Origin of the sequence: Streptomyces sp. NPDC021115, from assembly GCF_044333065.1 — a bacterium.
In the GTDB taxonomy this organism is placed as follows: domain Bacteria; phylum Actinomycetota; class Actinomycetes; order Streptomycetales; family Streptomycetaceae; genus Streptomyces.
Map to the genome: position 1 here is coordinate 168,923 of NZ_JBIRQF010000018.1, position 13,427 is coordinate 182,349.

The following is a 13,427-nucleotide window of genomic DNA, read 5'->3' on the forward strand; positions in this document are numbered from 1 at the left end:
AGTCAGGCAGCCACAAGAAGAAAAGCGCGGACTAATTCACCCGCTCGCCGGAAGAATGCATGGCGTCCCGGTCGCGGGCGCGAAAGATGCATTCTTTGGTGCAATTTCTCCGGCGTCCGGCACCTGTCTTGTTGGTGATAGGGGGAGGGGGTATGTAGTTGCCCGCTCCCGTGGCCACCTGCCCGGCCCGTGCCCTACCCCCGCGCGGCCTGGACTCTACGATGGGTGCATGCCGGTGAGTGAAGAGTCCGCGACCGCGGCGACAGCGCATACCCATCCCAGCGGTGCCGCGCAGTTCTCCGCGGCCGCCAACGTCTTCTCGCTGCTCTCCGATCCCACTCGGCTGCATCTGGTGTGGTCCCTTGCCCGGGGCGAGGCCGATGTGAACACCCTGACCTCGGCCAGCGGAGCCGCCCGTCCGGCGGTGAGCCAGCATCTGGCCAAGCTGCGGCTGGCCGGGCTGGTCGAGGTGCGCAAGGAGGGGCGCCGCTCGGTCTACTCCCTCCACGACGGCCATCTGCGCCGCCTGGTCATCGAGGCCGTCAACCATGCCGATCACATGATCACCGGAGCCCCGTCCCACGACTGAGGGCGGACGGTTTATGAGCGGTCACGCGCTGCGGCGTACGGCGACGATCTCGGCTGCCGTTTCGGGACGGCGCTCAAGCGCTCGGGTAGTGGCAGGAGACGAGGCGTTCCGGGGGGCCCGCGCTCAGTGCGGGCGCCTGGGTCCGGCACCGTTCGAGGGCCTGGGGGCAGCGCGGGTGGAAACGGCATCCGGAGGGCGGGTCCACCGGGCTGGGCGGCTCGCCGCGCGGTGCGTCGAAGGTGCCCTCCCCGTTGGACGCTTCCGGTAGCGAGGCGGTCAGCAGCGCCTGGGTGTAGGGGTGGGCGGGGCGCTCGAACAGCTCCTCCCGGGAGGCCACCTCCACGATCTCACCGAGGTACATGACCGCCACCCGGTCGCAGATGTGCCGTACGACGCGCAGGTCGTGCGAGATCATCAGCAGGGTCAGGTCCAGCTCGTCCTTGAGCTCGATGAGGAGGTTGAGGATCTGGGCGCGGACCGAGGCGTCCAGCGCCGAGGTGGGCTCGTCGCAGATCAGCAGGCGCGGTCGGAGCAGCAGGGCACGTGCCACCACGATCCGCTGGAGCTGGCCCCCGGAGCATTCGGCGGGGCGGCGGCCGAGGAACGACTCGTCGAGCCCCACATGCTGGAGTGCCTCGAGGATGCGCTCGTGGCGCTCTTCCCTGGTGCCCAGGCCGTGCTGGGCGAGCGGTGTCTCGAGGCTGGTTCCCAGGCGCATCCGGGGGTCGAGCGCGGCGAACGGGTCCTGGAAGACGAGCTGCATCGACCGGCGGAGGGCCTTGCGCTCGCGGCCCGTGGTACGGGCGACATGGACACCGTCGAACAGCACGCGTCCGGAGTCGACCGGAGTCAGTCCGAGCATGGCCCTGGCCAGCGTGCTCTTGCCACAGCCCGACTCGCCCACCAGCCCGAGCACCTCGCCGGACGCGATGGTGAACGAGACGTGGTCGACCGAGTGGACGCGCTGCGCGCGGCCGAACCCCCGGCCCTTCAGCGGGAAGTGTTTGACCAGATCCTCGACGACGACGAGCGGTCGGCGCGCCGCGGAGCCGAGCGCTTGGCCCGCGGCCATGGGTGCCGTCATACGCCCACCCCTCGGCCGACGTGTCCGGTGCTGTGCGGGAACGCCCAGCAGCGGCAGCGGTGCTCGCGATTGCAGGTGTGCAGCGGCGGCTCGTCGCCCGAGCACCGGCCGGTGATGCCCAGGTCGAGGGCGAGCGGACATCGGGGCTGGAACCGGCATCCGTGGTCCAGGCCGCGGGACTGGGTGGCGTTGCCCGGTATGGAGAAGAGCCTGCCGTGCTCGGACTGGAGCAGTGATGCCTTGAGCAGGGCCCGGGTGTAGGGGTGTTCGGGCGTGTCGAAGACCTCGTGCACCGATCCTTCCTCCACCACACGTCCCGCGTACATGACGGCCACCCGGTCGGCGATCGAGGTGACGATGGTGAGGTCGTGCGTGATGAGCAGCACCGACATGCCGGATTCCCGCTGTTTGCGGCGGAGCAGCCGCAGGATCTGGGCCTGCACGGTGGCGTCGAGGGCCGTGGTGGGTTCGTCGGCGATCAGCAGCCCGGGATCTCCGGCGAGGGCGGCCGCGATCATCACGCGCTGGGCCATGCCGCCGGAGAGCTGGTGCGCGTATGCCGAGGCGCGGCGCTCGGGTTCGGGGATGCCGACGTCCCGCAGGAGTTCCACGACCCGCGCCTTCGCCTGGTGGCGGCTGAGCCCCTGGTGCAGGCGCAGCGGTTCGGCGACCTGGCTTCGTACGGTGGCCGTGGGGTCGAGCATGGCCTTGGGCTGCTGGAAGAGCATGGCCACCCGGCGGCCACGGATGCGGTCCATCCGCTTCGGCGGCAGGGTGGCGAGGTCCTCGTCACCCAGCTGGATCCGGCCGCCGGTGACCCGGGCGCCGGGCGGCAGCAGTCCCATGACGCCGAGCGCCGTCAGGGTCTTGCCGGAGCCCGACTCGCCGACCAGCGCGACGATTTCGCCGCGCCGGACGGCCAGATCGAGTCCGTCGACCGCGGGGGTGGTGGTGGCGTCCCGGGTCTCGGAGAACGCCACCCGCAGGTTCCGGATGTCGAGCGCGGTGTCGCCGGCGGCCGTGTGGCCCGGCGGGGGGCGGTGGGTCAGGCGCATGTCCGGGTTCCTTTCAGCGCCGTACCGCGCGAAGGCGTTCTCGCACGGCCACGGTGGCTACTTCGAAGTGCTGGGTGAGGGCGGTCAGAGCGGCGTCGATGTCGTCGCCCGCGATCAGCCCCGCCAGTTCCCGGTGTTCGTCCAGGAGGTCCAGCCGTGCGGGGTCGGCATCGGCCACGAGACTGAGGCACAGCCGGGTTTCGGTGATCACGGTGTCGAACATGCGGCGGAGGCGGGGGCTGGCGGCCGCGTCGATCACCAGGAAGTGGAACCGCGCGTCGAGTTCGGCCACCTTCGCCCAGTCGCCCGTCCGCGCGGCACGGGCGATCTCGTCCACCGTCTCGTCGAGGGCGGCCAGCAGACCGGGCGGTTTGGGCGAGGTGATGACGCGGCGGAACGCGGCGGCCTCGAGGGCTTCCCTGGCGTAGTAGATGTCGAGGATGTCCGCCTCGCCGAGCAGCGGGACGAAGACCCCGCGATGGGGCTGGCTCAGCAGCAGTCCCTCGTGGACGAGCCGGGCGAGCGCTTCGCGTACCGGACCGCGGCTGACCCCGAGGGATTCGGCGAGTTCGACCTCGCCCATCTGGGAGCCGGGCGGGAACGCGCCGGTGAGGAGCCCGGACCGGATCTGCGCCACGACCTGTGACGTGAGCGTCGTGCGGCGGACCGGGGGAGCCGACGGTGCCGTCGGCGTGATCTCATGCGGCATCGGTACTCCTCTTGCGCTTCAGCTCCATACCGTGGCCGATCAGGGTGACGCTGAGCGCCGTCACGAAGATCGCGGCACCGGGGGCGAGCACCAGCAGCGGCAGACGCTGCATGTACGGCTGGGCGTCCAGCAGCATGGCGCCCCAGTCGGAGTCGGGCGGTTGGACGCCCAGCCCCAGGTAGGACAGTCCGCCGACGGTGATGAGCTTGTGGCCGAACCGCAGGAAGCCCAGGGAGAGCATGGGCCGCAGCGCGTTGGGGATGACATGGCGGAAGACGATGAAGGTCTTGGAGCAGCCCAGGGCCTCGGCGGCCTCGATGTACTCCCGGCTGTTGATCTCCATCGCCAGGCCCCGCATCAGCCGGGCGAAGGGGGTCCACCCGACGATGGTCAGGGCCGCGATGAGCATGCCGTAGCCCGTACCGAAGGCCGCGATCAGGAAGAGCGCGACCACCACGTCGGGGATCGAGATCAGCAGGTCGGTGGTGCGCATGACGACTTCGTCGGCGATCCCGCCGCGCCGGGCGCTGAACGCTCCGACGACGGTGCCGATGCCCGCGGAGAGCAGCAGGGTGACCGCCGCGATGGAGACCGAGAAGCGTCCGCCGTACATCAGCCGGCTGAGGATGTCCCGGCCCAACTGGTCGGTGCCGAGCAGATGGTGGGCGTCGGGCCCGGCCATCCGTCGGGCGAGGTCCTGCTGTGCCGGATCGTAGGGAGCGATCCACGGGGTGAGCAGGAGGACGAGGAGGACGAGGACCAGGACGGCGGCGCCGACGCGTACCGTCCAGTGCCGGGCGGTGATCGCGTGCAGGGCGGCGGTGATCCGGCGCGCCCGGCGCCGGGGCACGGCGTGGGGCAGCGGGTCGTGGGAAAGAGAGCTAGACAGCGCCATCGCGCACCCTCACGGCCGGGTTGATCAGGGCGTACAGCAGGTCGGTCATGGTGGTGATCAGGACCGCGAGCGCCACGATGCTGAGAATGCCGCCCTGGACCAGCGGGACATCGTGGTTGACCACGGCGTTGTAGACGAGACGGCCCATGCCGGGGACGGCGAAGATGACCTCCACCACCACTGAGCCGCCGAGCAGGCCCGCGAACCACAGGGAGAACAGGGTCATCACCGGCAGCAGGGCATTGCGGAGTCCGTGCCGCAGCATGGCCTGTCGTCCGCTCAGGCCCCGGCTGCGGGCGGCCGTCATGTACGGCGACGCCAGGACGTCGCTCATCGCCGCCCTGGTGACCTGGGTGAAGTAGGCCATGGGCCGCAGCGCGAGGGTGAGTGCGGGCATGACGATGGAGGACGGGTCCCGCCACCCGGCGGAGGGAAGCCAGCCCAGATAGCGGGAGAGGACCAGCACCAGGACGGGGGCCAGCCAGTATTCGGGGACGGCGACGAAGCTCTGTGTCAGCAGGGTCACTCCGTTGTCGGCCCGCTTTCCCGGCCGCATCGCGGCGAGGGTTCCCAGGGGCACGGCGGCCAGGAAGGCCAGCCCGATGGCGATGACGGCCAGGGTGCTGGACACTCCCATGGCGGTGCCCAGCAGCTGGTCGACGGGTGTGCGGCTGGTGAAGGACATCCCGAAGTCCCCTCGCACCGCCCGGCCCAGCCAGTTCAGGTACTGCACGAGGACGGGCCGGTCCAGGCCGAGCTCGGAGCGCAGGGCCGCGAGCGCGGAGGGGTCGAGGGCCTGGTCGGAGACCCTGGACCGCAGGATCGTCCGGACGGGATCGCCGCCCGAGGCGTACGGGATGGCGAAGGTGGCGGCTGATACGGCGAGCAGGGTGATCAGCAGCACGAGAAGCCGTCGCACGGCGAATCTGACCATCGGTCACTCCTCCTTCCGGGCCGTTCCGGGTGGTGGGCGGCCGCTCACAGTCCGAGCAGCGGAGGAAGTTCGGACAGGGCACAGACCTCGTGGTAGCCGTAGTACGGCACGCTGGGTTCGTAACCCCGGTTGACGTAGACCTTGTTGGTGATCCGCAGGTCGTGTGCCGGGATGAGGTCGTAGCGCAGGCTCGAGGAGACGTGCAGGATCTCGCCGGGACCGCAGCCCAACTGCTCCAGCATGTACTCGAACGCCTGGAACCGCGGCTTGTAAGCGCGTGCGTGCTCCGCCGTGTACACGGCGTGGAAGGGCGCGCCCAGCTTCTCGACGTTGCCGCCGATCTGGGCGTTGGCGGCGTTGGAGAGTATGACCAGTGGGTAGCTCTCGGCGAGGGTGCGCAGCGCGTCCGGGACGTCGGGGTGCGGGCCCCAGGAGGGCACCGCGGCGACGATGGCCTTGCTGTCGGCGCCGCGGAACTCCAGGTTCCATAGGGAGCAGGCACGCTTCAGGGCGTTCGCGATGACCTCGTCGTAGGGCTGATAGGCGCCCACCACCTCGTCGATCCGGTACGCCTCGAAGTCGTCGAGGAAGTCTTCCATGCGGTCGGCCGCGACGCGGTCGGCGAACAGTTCCCGGGTGAGGGCGGACATCCCGAAGGCGGTGAGCGTGCCGTAGCAGTCGAAGGTGATGTACTTGGGACGGAAGTCGATCACAACGTGCTCCTTTGGATGGGGCGGGGTCACTTCGTGCCGAGGGAGAGGTCCGCGGTGAGGGTGTAGTACGGGTGGACGGCGAAGCCCTTGACGTGGGAGGCGACCGCGACGGACTCGGTCTCGTGGACGAGGAAGACGTTCACGGCGTGGGACTGGAGCGCCTCGGCGACCTTGGCGTAGTCGGCGTAGCGGGCCTTCGGGGCCTTGGTGGCGGCCGCCTTCTTGATGAGGGCGTCGGTCTTGGCGTCGCAGTAGTGGGAGAGGTTGTAGTTGCCCTTGCAGCTGTAGTCCGCGGTCAGAAAGCCCAGCGGGTCGGGCATGTCCCCGAGGTGGTTACGGGAGAGCAGCGCGGCCTGGAAACCGCCGGAGAGCAGGTCGGGTTCCACCGAGGCGTAGTCACCGGTCCTGATGCTCGCCTTCACGCCGATCGCCTTGAGGTCCTGCTGGATGACGGCGGCGAGGTCGGAGAACCCCGCGCCCTCGTTGTAGGCGATCAGGGGCACCTTCAGGGACTGCGGCTTCACACCTGCCTCGGCGAGCAGGGCCTTGGCCTTCGCCGGGTCGGCCTTCACCGGTGCGGCGCCTCCGGGCGTCCAGGGCTCGCCGGGGGCGAACGGACCGACGGCCTGCCGCCCCACTCCCTGGTAGACCGCCTTGGTGATCGCTTCGGTGTCGATCGCCGCCTGGAACGCCTGCCGCACCTTTTCGTTGTCGAACGGTGGCTTCTTGTTGTTGAGGACGAGCTCGGTGGTTCGGGGAAGCTGCTCGGTCCGGACCGTGACGGAGGAGTTTCCTTTGAGGTCCTGGATGCTCGGGACGGAGAGCTTTCTGGATATCTGGGCCTCGCCGGTCTGCACCTGCGTTGCGCGCTTGGCGCCGTCCGCGATGAACCGCACCTCGGCGGAGGCGAGTTTCGCCGGGCCGCCCCAGTACTTCGGGTTGCGTTTTAGGTCGATTGCCTGTTGGGGAATTTCCTTGGTGATGCGGAAAGGTCCGGTGCAGGTTCCCTTGGGATCGGTCGACGAGCCGGTGTAAGCCTTCGGGGCGAGGATTCCGGTATTGGGGGCGGCGAGGCGGTAGGGCAGCAGGGCGTCGGCGGCGGGGGTGGTGATCCGGACCGTCGAGCGGTCCGCGGCGGTGACACCGCTGATCGTCTCGGGTGAGAAGCCGGACGCGGGCGTCTTCGCGGCGAGCGCGTGCTTCAGGGCTCCGGTCACGGCTTTCGCGTCGAGCGGGGTGCCGTCCTGGAACGTCACCCCCCGGCGGAGCTTGATGTCCCAGGTGGTCGGGGCCTTCTGATGCCAGGACGTGGCGAGCATCGGCTTGATCGCGCCGCCGGTCTCGTACTTCACCAGGGTCTCCAGGCAGCCCGCCTTGGTGAGGACGAAGGAGTCGTCGGTCTCCAGCGCCCAGCGGGCGGCCGGTGCGAACGGTTCGTCGATCACGATGTTCTGGGCACCCGCGGCGCCACTGCCGCCGGCGGACTGGCCGCCCATTCCGCAGGAGGTGAGGGCCAGAGCCGTTGCCGTGAGTACAAGAGCCAAGCGCGGTTTGTTCATGGATCTCACTGGTCCGATCGGGGCTACGGGGACTTCCCCGGCTGTTCGGGGAGTCGGTACGGCCGGGGATGGCCGAAATCGGGGAGTGGCGCTTGGTTGACGAAGGTAAGAGGCGAAGGCCGCGCTGTCGATATGTTGTCGACGATGTTTTGTAAACAATCGATTGCCGCAAGTTCGCCAGCTCGTCGGAGCCGCAATGGGCGGGCGGCAGCCGATTCCGCGAAAAGGCATGCCGGACGGATCCATGACCCGTGCGCCAATTGGCCTGGAGAAATGTCTCGTTGGGCGGGTGGCCCCGGCCGGCGCGGCCGGGGCCACCGCGTCACGCCGTGTGGTGGGCGAGCTTCAGATGTGGGTCACGCGCGTCCGGCCCGAGAGCCGGATCGGTGTGCACGAGCGCGGCGGTCAGCCGCGGTACCGCGTGGATGAGCGCGTGCTCGACGTCGACCGCCACCGCATGCGACTCCCGCACGCTCAGTCCGCCGTCCACCTCGACCGTCGTCTCGGCGCGCAGCTTGTGGCCAATCCAGCGCATCCGCAGCTCCGTCACGCTCAGCACTCCGGGCACCTCGCGTACCGCGGCCTCTCCCTCGTCGATGAGGGCGGGGTCGACGGAGTCCATGAGGCGGCGGAAGACCTCGCGTGCGGCGTCCTTGAGGACGAGCAGGATCGCGGCGGTGATGAGCAGCCCGACGATGGGGTCGGCCAGCCGCCAGCCCAGCGCGGCGCCACCCGCGCCGGCCAGCACGGCCAGCGAGGTGAAGCCGTCGGTGCGGGCGTGGAGTCCGTCGGCGACCAGGGCCGCCGAGCCGATCTTGCGTCCGACGTTGATGCGGTAGCGGGCCACCCATTCGTTGCCGATGAACCCGACGATCGCCGCGACGGCCACGACGCCCAGGTGGGAGATGTCGCGCGGGTTCATCAGCCGGTCGATGGCCTCGTAGGCGGCCACGGCCGCGGAGGCGGCGATGGTGAGGACGATGACGATTCCGGCCAGATCCTCGGCGCGGCCGTAGCCGTAGGTGAACTTGCGGTTCGCCGCGCGCCGCCCGAGGACGAAGGCGACACCGAGCGGCAGCGCGGTCATCGCGTCGGCGAAGTTGTGGATGGTGTCGCCGAGCAGCGCCACCGAACCGGAGACGAGGACGACCACGGTCTGGAACACCGCGGTGGCGCCCAGGATGGCCAGGGAGAGCCACAGAGCGCGCATGCCCTCGGCCGACGACTCCATCGCGGAGTCGACCTTGTCCGCGGCCTCGTGTGAGTGCGGCTTCACCAGGTGGGTGACCTGGTGCTTCCAGCGTGACCAACGGCTCTGGCCGTGCCCGTGCCCGTGGCTGTGCCCATGATCGTGGTCGTGGTCGTGGTCGTGGCCGTGGTCGTGGTCGTGGTCGTGTCCGTGGTCATGGCCGTGCCCGCCGCCGTGAGCCGGTGTGCGGGCCTCCGGGTGAGCATGCGCCGGGGCTGGGGGGTGGGGGTGTTCATGGGCCTTCACGTATGGCTCACCTTCCAGGGATGTCGCCGTAAGCGAGCGATGCGGGTGCACCGTAGACTTGTTATGTGCATACGAGTGCACCAATGCACTTATTGAATCGCACACGACGTTTCCGCTGTCAAGGGGTGGCGGCAGGGAGCGCCGCGGATGTGTCGGCCGGGGTGGGGCGGCCCGGGCTCACCGCGTGCCGTCGAAGGTGCCGTACGCCGAGTCGACCGTGGAATGCGGCACGGGTGCGACGACGAACGACTCCCAGGCTCCTCGGCCTGCCGCAGTCCGAGGGTGTGGGAGGGTGAGGTTCGCTGGAGGAGTAGCTGGTAGGCGAGATCCGCGAGCTGGCCGAGCCGCTGGAACGACTCGTCACCCAGGAGTTCCCCGACTTCTCCCCCCAACCGTTCAGCACCCATCAGTGGATGGACGTTCTCCTGAGGCACATCCTGCTGGGCCAACCGCTGGTCCAGGAGTACGCGGGGCTCTTCCGCGGTCTCCGTGACGACGACGTGGTCGCCCTGGCCGATTTCTTCGCACTGCCGCCCAGCGCCGACCGCTGACACCTGAGCGGGAACGACAGCCGACCGGTGCACCAAGGGTCGGGTGTGCGACAGTGCCGTCATGCTGATCGTGATGGCCGGTCTACCCGCGGCGGGGAAGAGCTCGGTTGCCGAGGGCCTGGGCCGGGCGCTGCCCGCTGTGGTGGTGCCGGTAGACCCCGTTGAGGCGGCGATGTGGCGTGCCGGTGTGGACCGTGGTCAGCCCACGGGCCTGGCGGCCTACCTCGTCGCCGAGGCAGTGGCCGACGGGGTGCTGGCCCTGGGCCAAAGCGCGATCATCGACGCAGTCAACGCAGTGGAGGCGGCCCGCCAGCAGTGGCGGGCACTGGCTGACCGCCACCAGGTGTCAGTGGCGTTCATCGAGGTGCTCTGCTCGGACTCGCAGGTACATCGTCAGCGATTGGAGCGCCGATCCCGGGGCATTGTGGGCTTCGAGGAGCCGACCTGGGAAGCAGTTCAGCATCGACGGGCCGCGTACGAGCCCTGGACGGATTACCGGCTGGTGCTCGATTCGATGACTGACCTGGCCTCGAACGTGATGAAGGCCCAGGAGTACCTGGCTGCAGCAGTGCGGCCCTCACCGTCCGCTTCCTGATCCTCTCGAAGCCCGTACGTTGTGCTCGGCGCTTCATGCGGTGATCCGCCTCCGGGCGGTCACCTGGCGTGCGGTGCGGTCGACGCGCCGTTGCTCAGCGTGGAATTACCCAGCCCGGCGCCCAGGTCCCGGGGTCGTCGTGGCCTGCCGCTGTGGCGGCGAGGTGGGAGTGGAGGGTGGCCAGTGCCGGGTGGGGGTTGTCGTGGTGCCAGAGGAGCGAGTGGGGGTAGACGGGCGTCGGGTCGGTCACCGGGATGCGGCGCAGGCCGTGACCGTCGGGCCAGACGAGACGGGTCTGCTCGCTCATGAAGGTGGTTAGGGCGGGGGTGTCGGCGATGGTGTCGAGGAGCGCGTCGGAGCCGAAGTTGGGGCCGGTGGACTCGATGGTGAGGCCGAATGCGGCCACGAGGTCGTCGTAGTAGGCGGCCCACTCGGTGCCGGGGACGATGCCAGGCATCCAGATCCGGTGGCAGACCAGCTCGGCGAGGGCCACCGACTTGGCGCCCGCCAGAGCGTGGGCGGGGCCGGTGAGGAGCTGGAGCGGTTCGTCGAGAACGCGGAGGGACTCGATGTCCTCGCCAAGGGGCCGGCCGGGCGCGGCGACGGCGGCCGGTGATGATGCCCGGGATCGGCTGTACGCCCTGTGCCGCGCCTGTCTCGGCTACGCGGAGGAACACCCCGGGCGCTACCGCGCCATGTTCGGAGGTCAGTGGATGCCGACCCTGGGGGAGAACTCGCTGACAGCCGAGGATCTGACGACCCTCGGTGCGGACTCCGTGCAGTTGCTCGCCGAAACCCTCGCCGACTGTGGTGCGGCAGGGCAATCGGCAACCACCGACCCGCAGACGGACGCGGTCACCCTCTGGGTCTGTCTGCACGGACTGGCGCACCAGCGCGCGGTCTCCCGGATGCCCTGGATCGAACCAAGCGCCGCCGACGCCATCATCGACAGAGTCGCCAGACTCGACGGTGCGTGATCATCTGGAACCGTCCTGACCCAGCTTCGAGCCCGAAGCGGTCGGAAGAGATCTGCAGGGGGACAGGGCGGACATGGTGGTGCTCGGCTCCGGGCGCTCGTGCCTTCCGGCGCCGGGTACCTTCCGTGGAACTCAGGGGCTGGGTGAGACCGTCGGCCGTAACCCCTTCTACAAGCTGCTGACCTCGGTCGTCGTACCTCGGCCGATCGCTTGGGTGTCCACTTCAGTAGGTGTAGAAGCCGCTGCCGCTCTTGCGGCCCAAGCGCCCGGCGGCGACCATGCGGCGCAGCAGGGCGGGCGGCGCGTACAGGGGTTCCTTGAACTCTTCGTACAGCGACTCGGCAACGGCCTGGGCGGTGTCGAGTCCGATGAGGTCGAGCAGTCGCAGCGGCCCCATGGGGTGGGCGCAGCCCAACTCCATCCCGTGGTCGATGTCCTCTGGACGGGCGGTACTGGTCTCCACCATGCGGACGGCGGCCAGGAGATAGGGCACCAGCAGGGCGTTGACCACGAAGCCGGAGCGGTCCGGGGCCTGGATCGTCTGTTTGCCCAGCCGTTGGGCGGCGAAGTTCCTGGCACGCTCCAGTGTCTCGCGGGTGGTGGTCAGGGCGGGGATCAGTTCCACCAGAGGCTGTACCGGGACTGGGTTGAAGAAGTGCATGCCGATGACCTGCTCCGGTCGCCTGGTGACGGCTGCGAGGTCGACGACGGGAAGGGAGGAGGTGTTGGTGGCCAGGATCGCCCGGGGGTCGACGACCTCCGTGTCGAGGGTCCGCATGACCGTGGTCTTGAGATCCCGCTGCTCAGCGACCGCCTCTATGACGAACTGACGGTCGGCCAGGTCACCGAGGTGGCAGGTGAATCTCAGTCGGGCCAGGGCCTGGTCGCGCTCGCCCTCGGTGAGTTTGCCGCGCCGTAGGCCACGGTCCAGGGAGGCCGTGAGACGGCGGCGGCCGGCTTCGGCAGAGTCATGGGTGGCCTCGGCCACCAGTACGTCCAGGCCTTGTCGGGCGGCGACCTCGGCGATGCCCGAACCCATCAGGCCACAGCCGACGACACCGAGACGGGAGACAGTATCCATGGCAGTCCTTCAGAGGGAGGAAGGGCGGGCTGACGGGAGGCGTGCCGACGGCGGTAATGCCTCCACAGCCGCCGAGTCTGGAACGCGTCGGTGATCTGCCGCGGGGGATGTCGGCACGGTATGGCACTGAGTACCCTCGGTCAAGGCGCTGCGTGCCATGCCTATGGCTAGTCGTCCCCCAACGTCTTCTCGATCTTCTGCACCACGCGCCACATAGGAGCGCCTCGTGGCGCCACCATGACGATCACGTCGTCGTCAGGTGTGGGCGCGGTGCCGGTCTCCGCCGATTCGTCGGCGTTGCTCCATGTCTGCCGGACGAACGTCAGCGCCTGATCCACCGTCTTCGCGGCATCGCCGTGGCCCCCGTCTCGCAGCCAGGTCCGCAGTCCGTTGTTGTGCGCGGCGACGACGGCCGCGGCCTGCACTTCCGCCCGAAGTGCTCCGTTCCGGTCCCCCGCGTAGCGTTGCCGGAGGTAGTGGGCGAGGGTCCGCTCGTAGCGGTGCACCACGGACAGCTCGTAGCCACGCAGGCTGGGCACTTCGCGCGTGAGTCGATAGCGCTGCACGGAGAATTCGGGGTTCGCGGCGTACATCCGCATGACGAGACGGGCCGCGTCGCAGACCACGTCGAGCGGTTCGCCGTCGGTGCTCGTTGCGAGGAAGGCGCTCATCTCCGTCAGGCAGCGCTCATGTTCAGGGAAGACGACGTCTTCCTTGGACGGGAAGTAGCGGAAGAACGACCGGCGTCCCACTCCGGCCCGCGCCACGATGTCGTCCACCGTGGTCTGCTCGAAACCGTGCTCCATGAAGAGCTGGAACGCAGCCTCGATGAGTACCTCGCGCATGGGCGTTTTGCCGGATGGCCCAGACTCGCTGACCGCCGTGGGCGCCCTGCCTTCGTCGCGTACGTCCGTCATGGAGGGAACGTAGCATCAGCACCGGCAAGACTGACACTCAGTACCTTTACTAAGGGTACTGAGTGCCATAGTCTCTCGCTCGGGTGCTCCGGTACGGCAGCGCAGATGTCCAAGACCCGTAAGGAGAGCCGGCGTGAGCTTGAGGATCGTTGTCTGTGTGAAGTACGTGCCCGACGCCACCGGCGACCGGCACTTCGCCGAGGACCTGACGCTCGACCGTGACGATGTGGACGGCCTGCTTTCGGAGCTGGACGAGTACGCGGTCGAGCAGGC

Annotated in this window: 14 protein-coding genes and 3 pseudogenes; 6 read left to right on the top strand and 11 right to left on the bottom strand. The window is 69.1% G+C overall.

Going from position 1 to position 13,427, the window contains the following annotated elements:
- The first annotated feature begins 229 nt into the window (after positions 1–229).
- Positions 230–589, top strand: a complete 360-nt coding sequence (locus ACH4TL_RS36620) for an ArsR/SmtB family transcription factor (RefSeq protein ID WP_398326815.1) — start codon at positions 230–232, stop codon at positions 587–589.
- A gap of 73 nt (positions 590–662) precedes the next feature.
- Here the strand turns inward: ACH4TL_RS36620 and ACH4TL_RS36625 are convergent, their stop codons facing one another.
- The 8 genes from ACH4TL_RS36625 to ACH4TL_RS36660 form a co-directional block, all read right to left on the bottom strand.
- Complete coding sequence (locus ACH4TL_RS36625) at positions 663–1,673, bottom strand: ABC transporter ATP-binding protein (protein WP_398326818.1); 1,011 nt, start codon at positions 1,671–1,673, stop codon at positions 663–665.
- Positions 1,670–2,728: an ABC transporter ATP-binding protein gene (locus ACH4TL_RS36630; protein ID WP_398326821.1), complete on the bottom strand. Its 1,059-nt coding sequence runs from the start codon at positions 2,726–2,728 to the stop codon at positions 1,670–1,672. Before ACH4TL_RS36630 ends, ACH4TL_RS36625 begins: the two co-directional genes overlap by 4 nt.
- A 13-nt stretch (positions 2,729–2,741) precedes the next feature.
- A complete protein-coding gene (locus ACH4TL_RS36635; protein ID WP_398326824.1) occupies positions 2,742–3,437 on the bottom strand; it encodes a GntR family transcriptional regulator in 696 nt (231 codons plus the stop codon).
- The gene (locus ACH4TL_RS36640) at positions 3,427–4,332 is read right to left on the bottom strand and encodes an ABC transporter permease (RefSeq protein WP_398326827.1); all 906 of its coding nucleotides are present in this window, start codon (positions 4,330–4,332) and stop codon (positions 3,427–3,429) included. The genes ACH4TL_RS36635 and ACH4TL_RS36640 overlap by 11 nt, the downstream gene beginning before the upstream one ends.
- On the bottom strand, positions 4,319–5,266 hold the full coding sequence (locus ACH4TL_RS36645; protein WP_398326830.1) for an ABC transporter permease: 948 nt from the start codon (positions 5,264–5,266) through the stop codon (positions 4,319–4,321). The genes ACH4TL_RS36640 and ACH4TL_RS36645 overlap by 14 nt, the downstream gene beginning before the upstream one ends.
- A 44-nt stretch (positions 5,267–5,310) precedes the next feature.
- Entirely contained in the window at positions 5,311–5,979 is a 669-nt protein-coding gene (locus tag ACH4TL_RS36650; RefSeq protein ID WP_398326833.1) for a haloacid dehalogenase type II, read from the bottom strand.
- A 26-nt stretch (positions 5,980–6,005) separates the two neighbouring features.
- Positions 6,006–7,523: an ABC transporter substrate-binding protein gene (locus ACH4TL_RS36655; protein ID WP_398326836.1), complete on the bottom strand. Its 1,518-nt coding sequence runs from the start codon at positions 7,521–7,523 to the stop codon at positions 6,006–6,008.
- Between the two features lie 337 nt (positions 7,524–7,860).
- Positions 7,861–9,033 (bottom strand): cation diffusion facilitator family transporter, encoded by a 1,173-nt coding sequence (locus tag ACH4TL_RS36660; protein WP_398326839.1) that lies wholly within the window; start codon positions 9,031–9,033, stop codon positions 7,861–7,863.
- A gap of 413 nt (positions 9,034–9,446) precedes the next feature.
- On the opposite strand from ACH4TL_RS36660, the gene ACH4TL_RS36665 reads away from it, so the two are divergent.
- Positions 9,447–9,584 (top strand): hypothetical protein, encoded by a 138-nt coding sequence (locus ACH4TL_RS36665; RefSeq protein ID WP_398326842.1) that lies wholly within the window; start codon positions 9,447–9,449, stop codon positions 9,582–9,584.
- Positions 9,585–9,645: 61 nt separating this feature from the next.
- Positions 9,646–10,179: an AAA family ATPase gene (locus tag ACH4TL_RS36670; RefSeq protein WP_398326845.1), complete on the top strand. Its 534-nt coding sequence runs from the start codon at positions 9,646–9,648 to the stop codon at positions 10,177–10,179.
- 94 nt (positions 10,180–10,273) lie between these two features.
- Here the strand turns inward: ACH4TL_RS36670 and ACH4TL_RS36675 are convergent.
- Positions 10,274–10,786: pseudogene (locus ACH4TL_RS36675) on the bottom strand (LysR substrate-binding domain-containing protein); the annotation flags it as partial.
- Between ACH4TL_RS36675 and ACH4TL_RS36680 the strand changes: the two are divergent.
- Positions 10,749–11,156, top strand: a complete 408-nt coding sequence (locus ACH4TL_RS36680) for a TetR-like C-terminal domain-containing protein (RefSeq protein ID WP_398326848.1) — start codon at positions 10,749–10,751, stop codon at positions 11,154–11,156. The pseudogene ACH4TL_RS36675 and the gene ACH4TL_RS36680 overlap by 38 nt on opposite strands.
- Positions 11,157–11,295: 139 nt before the next feature.
- Positions 11,296–11,379 (top strand): annotated as a pseudogene (locus ACH4TL_RS36685) (flavin reductase family protein); the annotation flags it as partial.
- Here ACH4TL_RS36685 and ACH4TL_RS36690 read toward each other — a convergent pair.
- Together ACH4TL_RS36690 and ACH4TL_RS36695 are read right to left on the bottom strand one after the other, a co-directional pair.
- Positions 11,380–12,237: a 3-hydroxybutyryl-CoA dehydrogenase gene (locus ACH4TL_RS36690; protein ID WP_398326851.1), complete on the bottom strand. Its 858-nt coding sequence runs from the start codon at positions 12,235–12,237 to the stop codon at positions 11,380–11,382.
- Between the two features lie 167 nt (positions 12,238–12,404).
- A complete protein-coding gene (locus tag ACH4TL_RS36695) occupies positions 12,405–13,082 on the bottom strand; it encodes a TetR family transcriptional regulator (protein ID WP_398326883.1) in 678 nt (225 codons plus the stop codon).
- A 205-nt stretch (positions 13,083–13,287) separates the two neighbouring features.
- Here ACH4TL_RS36695 and ACH4TL_RS36700 point away from each other — a divergent pair.
- Positions 13,288–13,427: pseudogene (locus ACH4TL_RS36700) on the top strand (electron transfer flavoprotein subunit beta); the annotation flags it as partial.

What these genes read in the sequence shown, in the direction of transcription:
- ACH4TL_RS36620 (WP_398326815.1), top strand. Translation starts at nt 230, where the DNA reads ATGCCGGTGAGTGAAGAGTCCGCGACCGCGGCGACAGCGCATACCCAT.
- ACH4TL_RS36625 (WP_398326818.1), bottom strand. Translation starts at nt 1,673, where the DNA reads ATGACGGCACCCATGGCCGCGGGCCAAGCGCTCGGCTCCGCGGCGCGC.
- ACH4TL_RS36630 (WP_398326821.1), bottom strand. Translation starts at nt 2,728, where the DNA reads ATGCGCCTGACCCACCGCCCCCCGCCGGGCCACACGGCCGCCGGCGAC.
- ACH4TL_RS36635 (WP_398326824.1), bottom strand. Translation starts at nt 3,437, where the DNA reads ATGCCGCATGAGATCACGCCGACGGCACCGTCGGCTCCCCCGGTCCGC.
- ACH4TL_RS36640 (WP_398326827.1), bottom strand. Translation starts at nt 4,332, where the DNA reads ATGGCGCTGTCTAGCTCTCTTTCCCACGACCCGCTGCCCCACGCCGTG.
- ACH4TL_RS36645 (WP_398326830.1), bottom strand. Translation starts at nt 5,266, where the DNA reads ATGGTCAGATTCGCCGTGCGACGGCTTCTCGTGCTGCTGATCACCCTG.
- ACH4TL_RS36665 (WP_398326842.1), top strand. Translation starts at nt 9,447, where the DNA reads ATGGACGTTCTCCTGAGGCACATCCTGCTGGGCCAACCGCTGGTCCAG.
- ACH4TL_RS36670 (WP_398326845.1), top strand. Translation starts at nt 9,646, where the DNA reads ATGCTGATCGTGATGGCCGGTCTACCCGCGGCGGGGAAGAGCTCGGTT.
- ACH4TL_RS36680 (WP_398326848.1), top strand. Translation starts at nt 10,749, where the DNA reads ATGTCCTCGCCAAGGGGCCGGCCGGGCGCGGCGACGGCGGCCGGTGAT.
- ACH4TL_RS36690 (WP_398326851.1), bottom strand. Translation starts at nt 12,237, where the DNA reads ATGGATACTGTCTCCCGTCTCGGTGTCGTCGGCTGTGGCCTGATGGGT.
- ACH4TL_RS36695 (WP_398326883.1), bottom strand. Translation starts at nt 13,082, where the DNA reads ATGCGCGAGGTACTCATCGAGGCTGCGTTCCAGCTCTTCATGGAGCAC.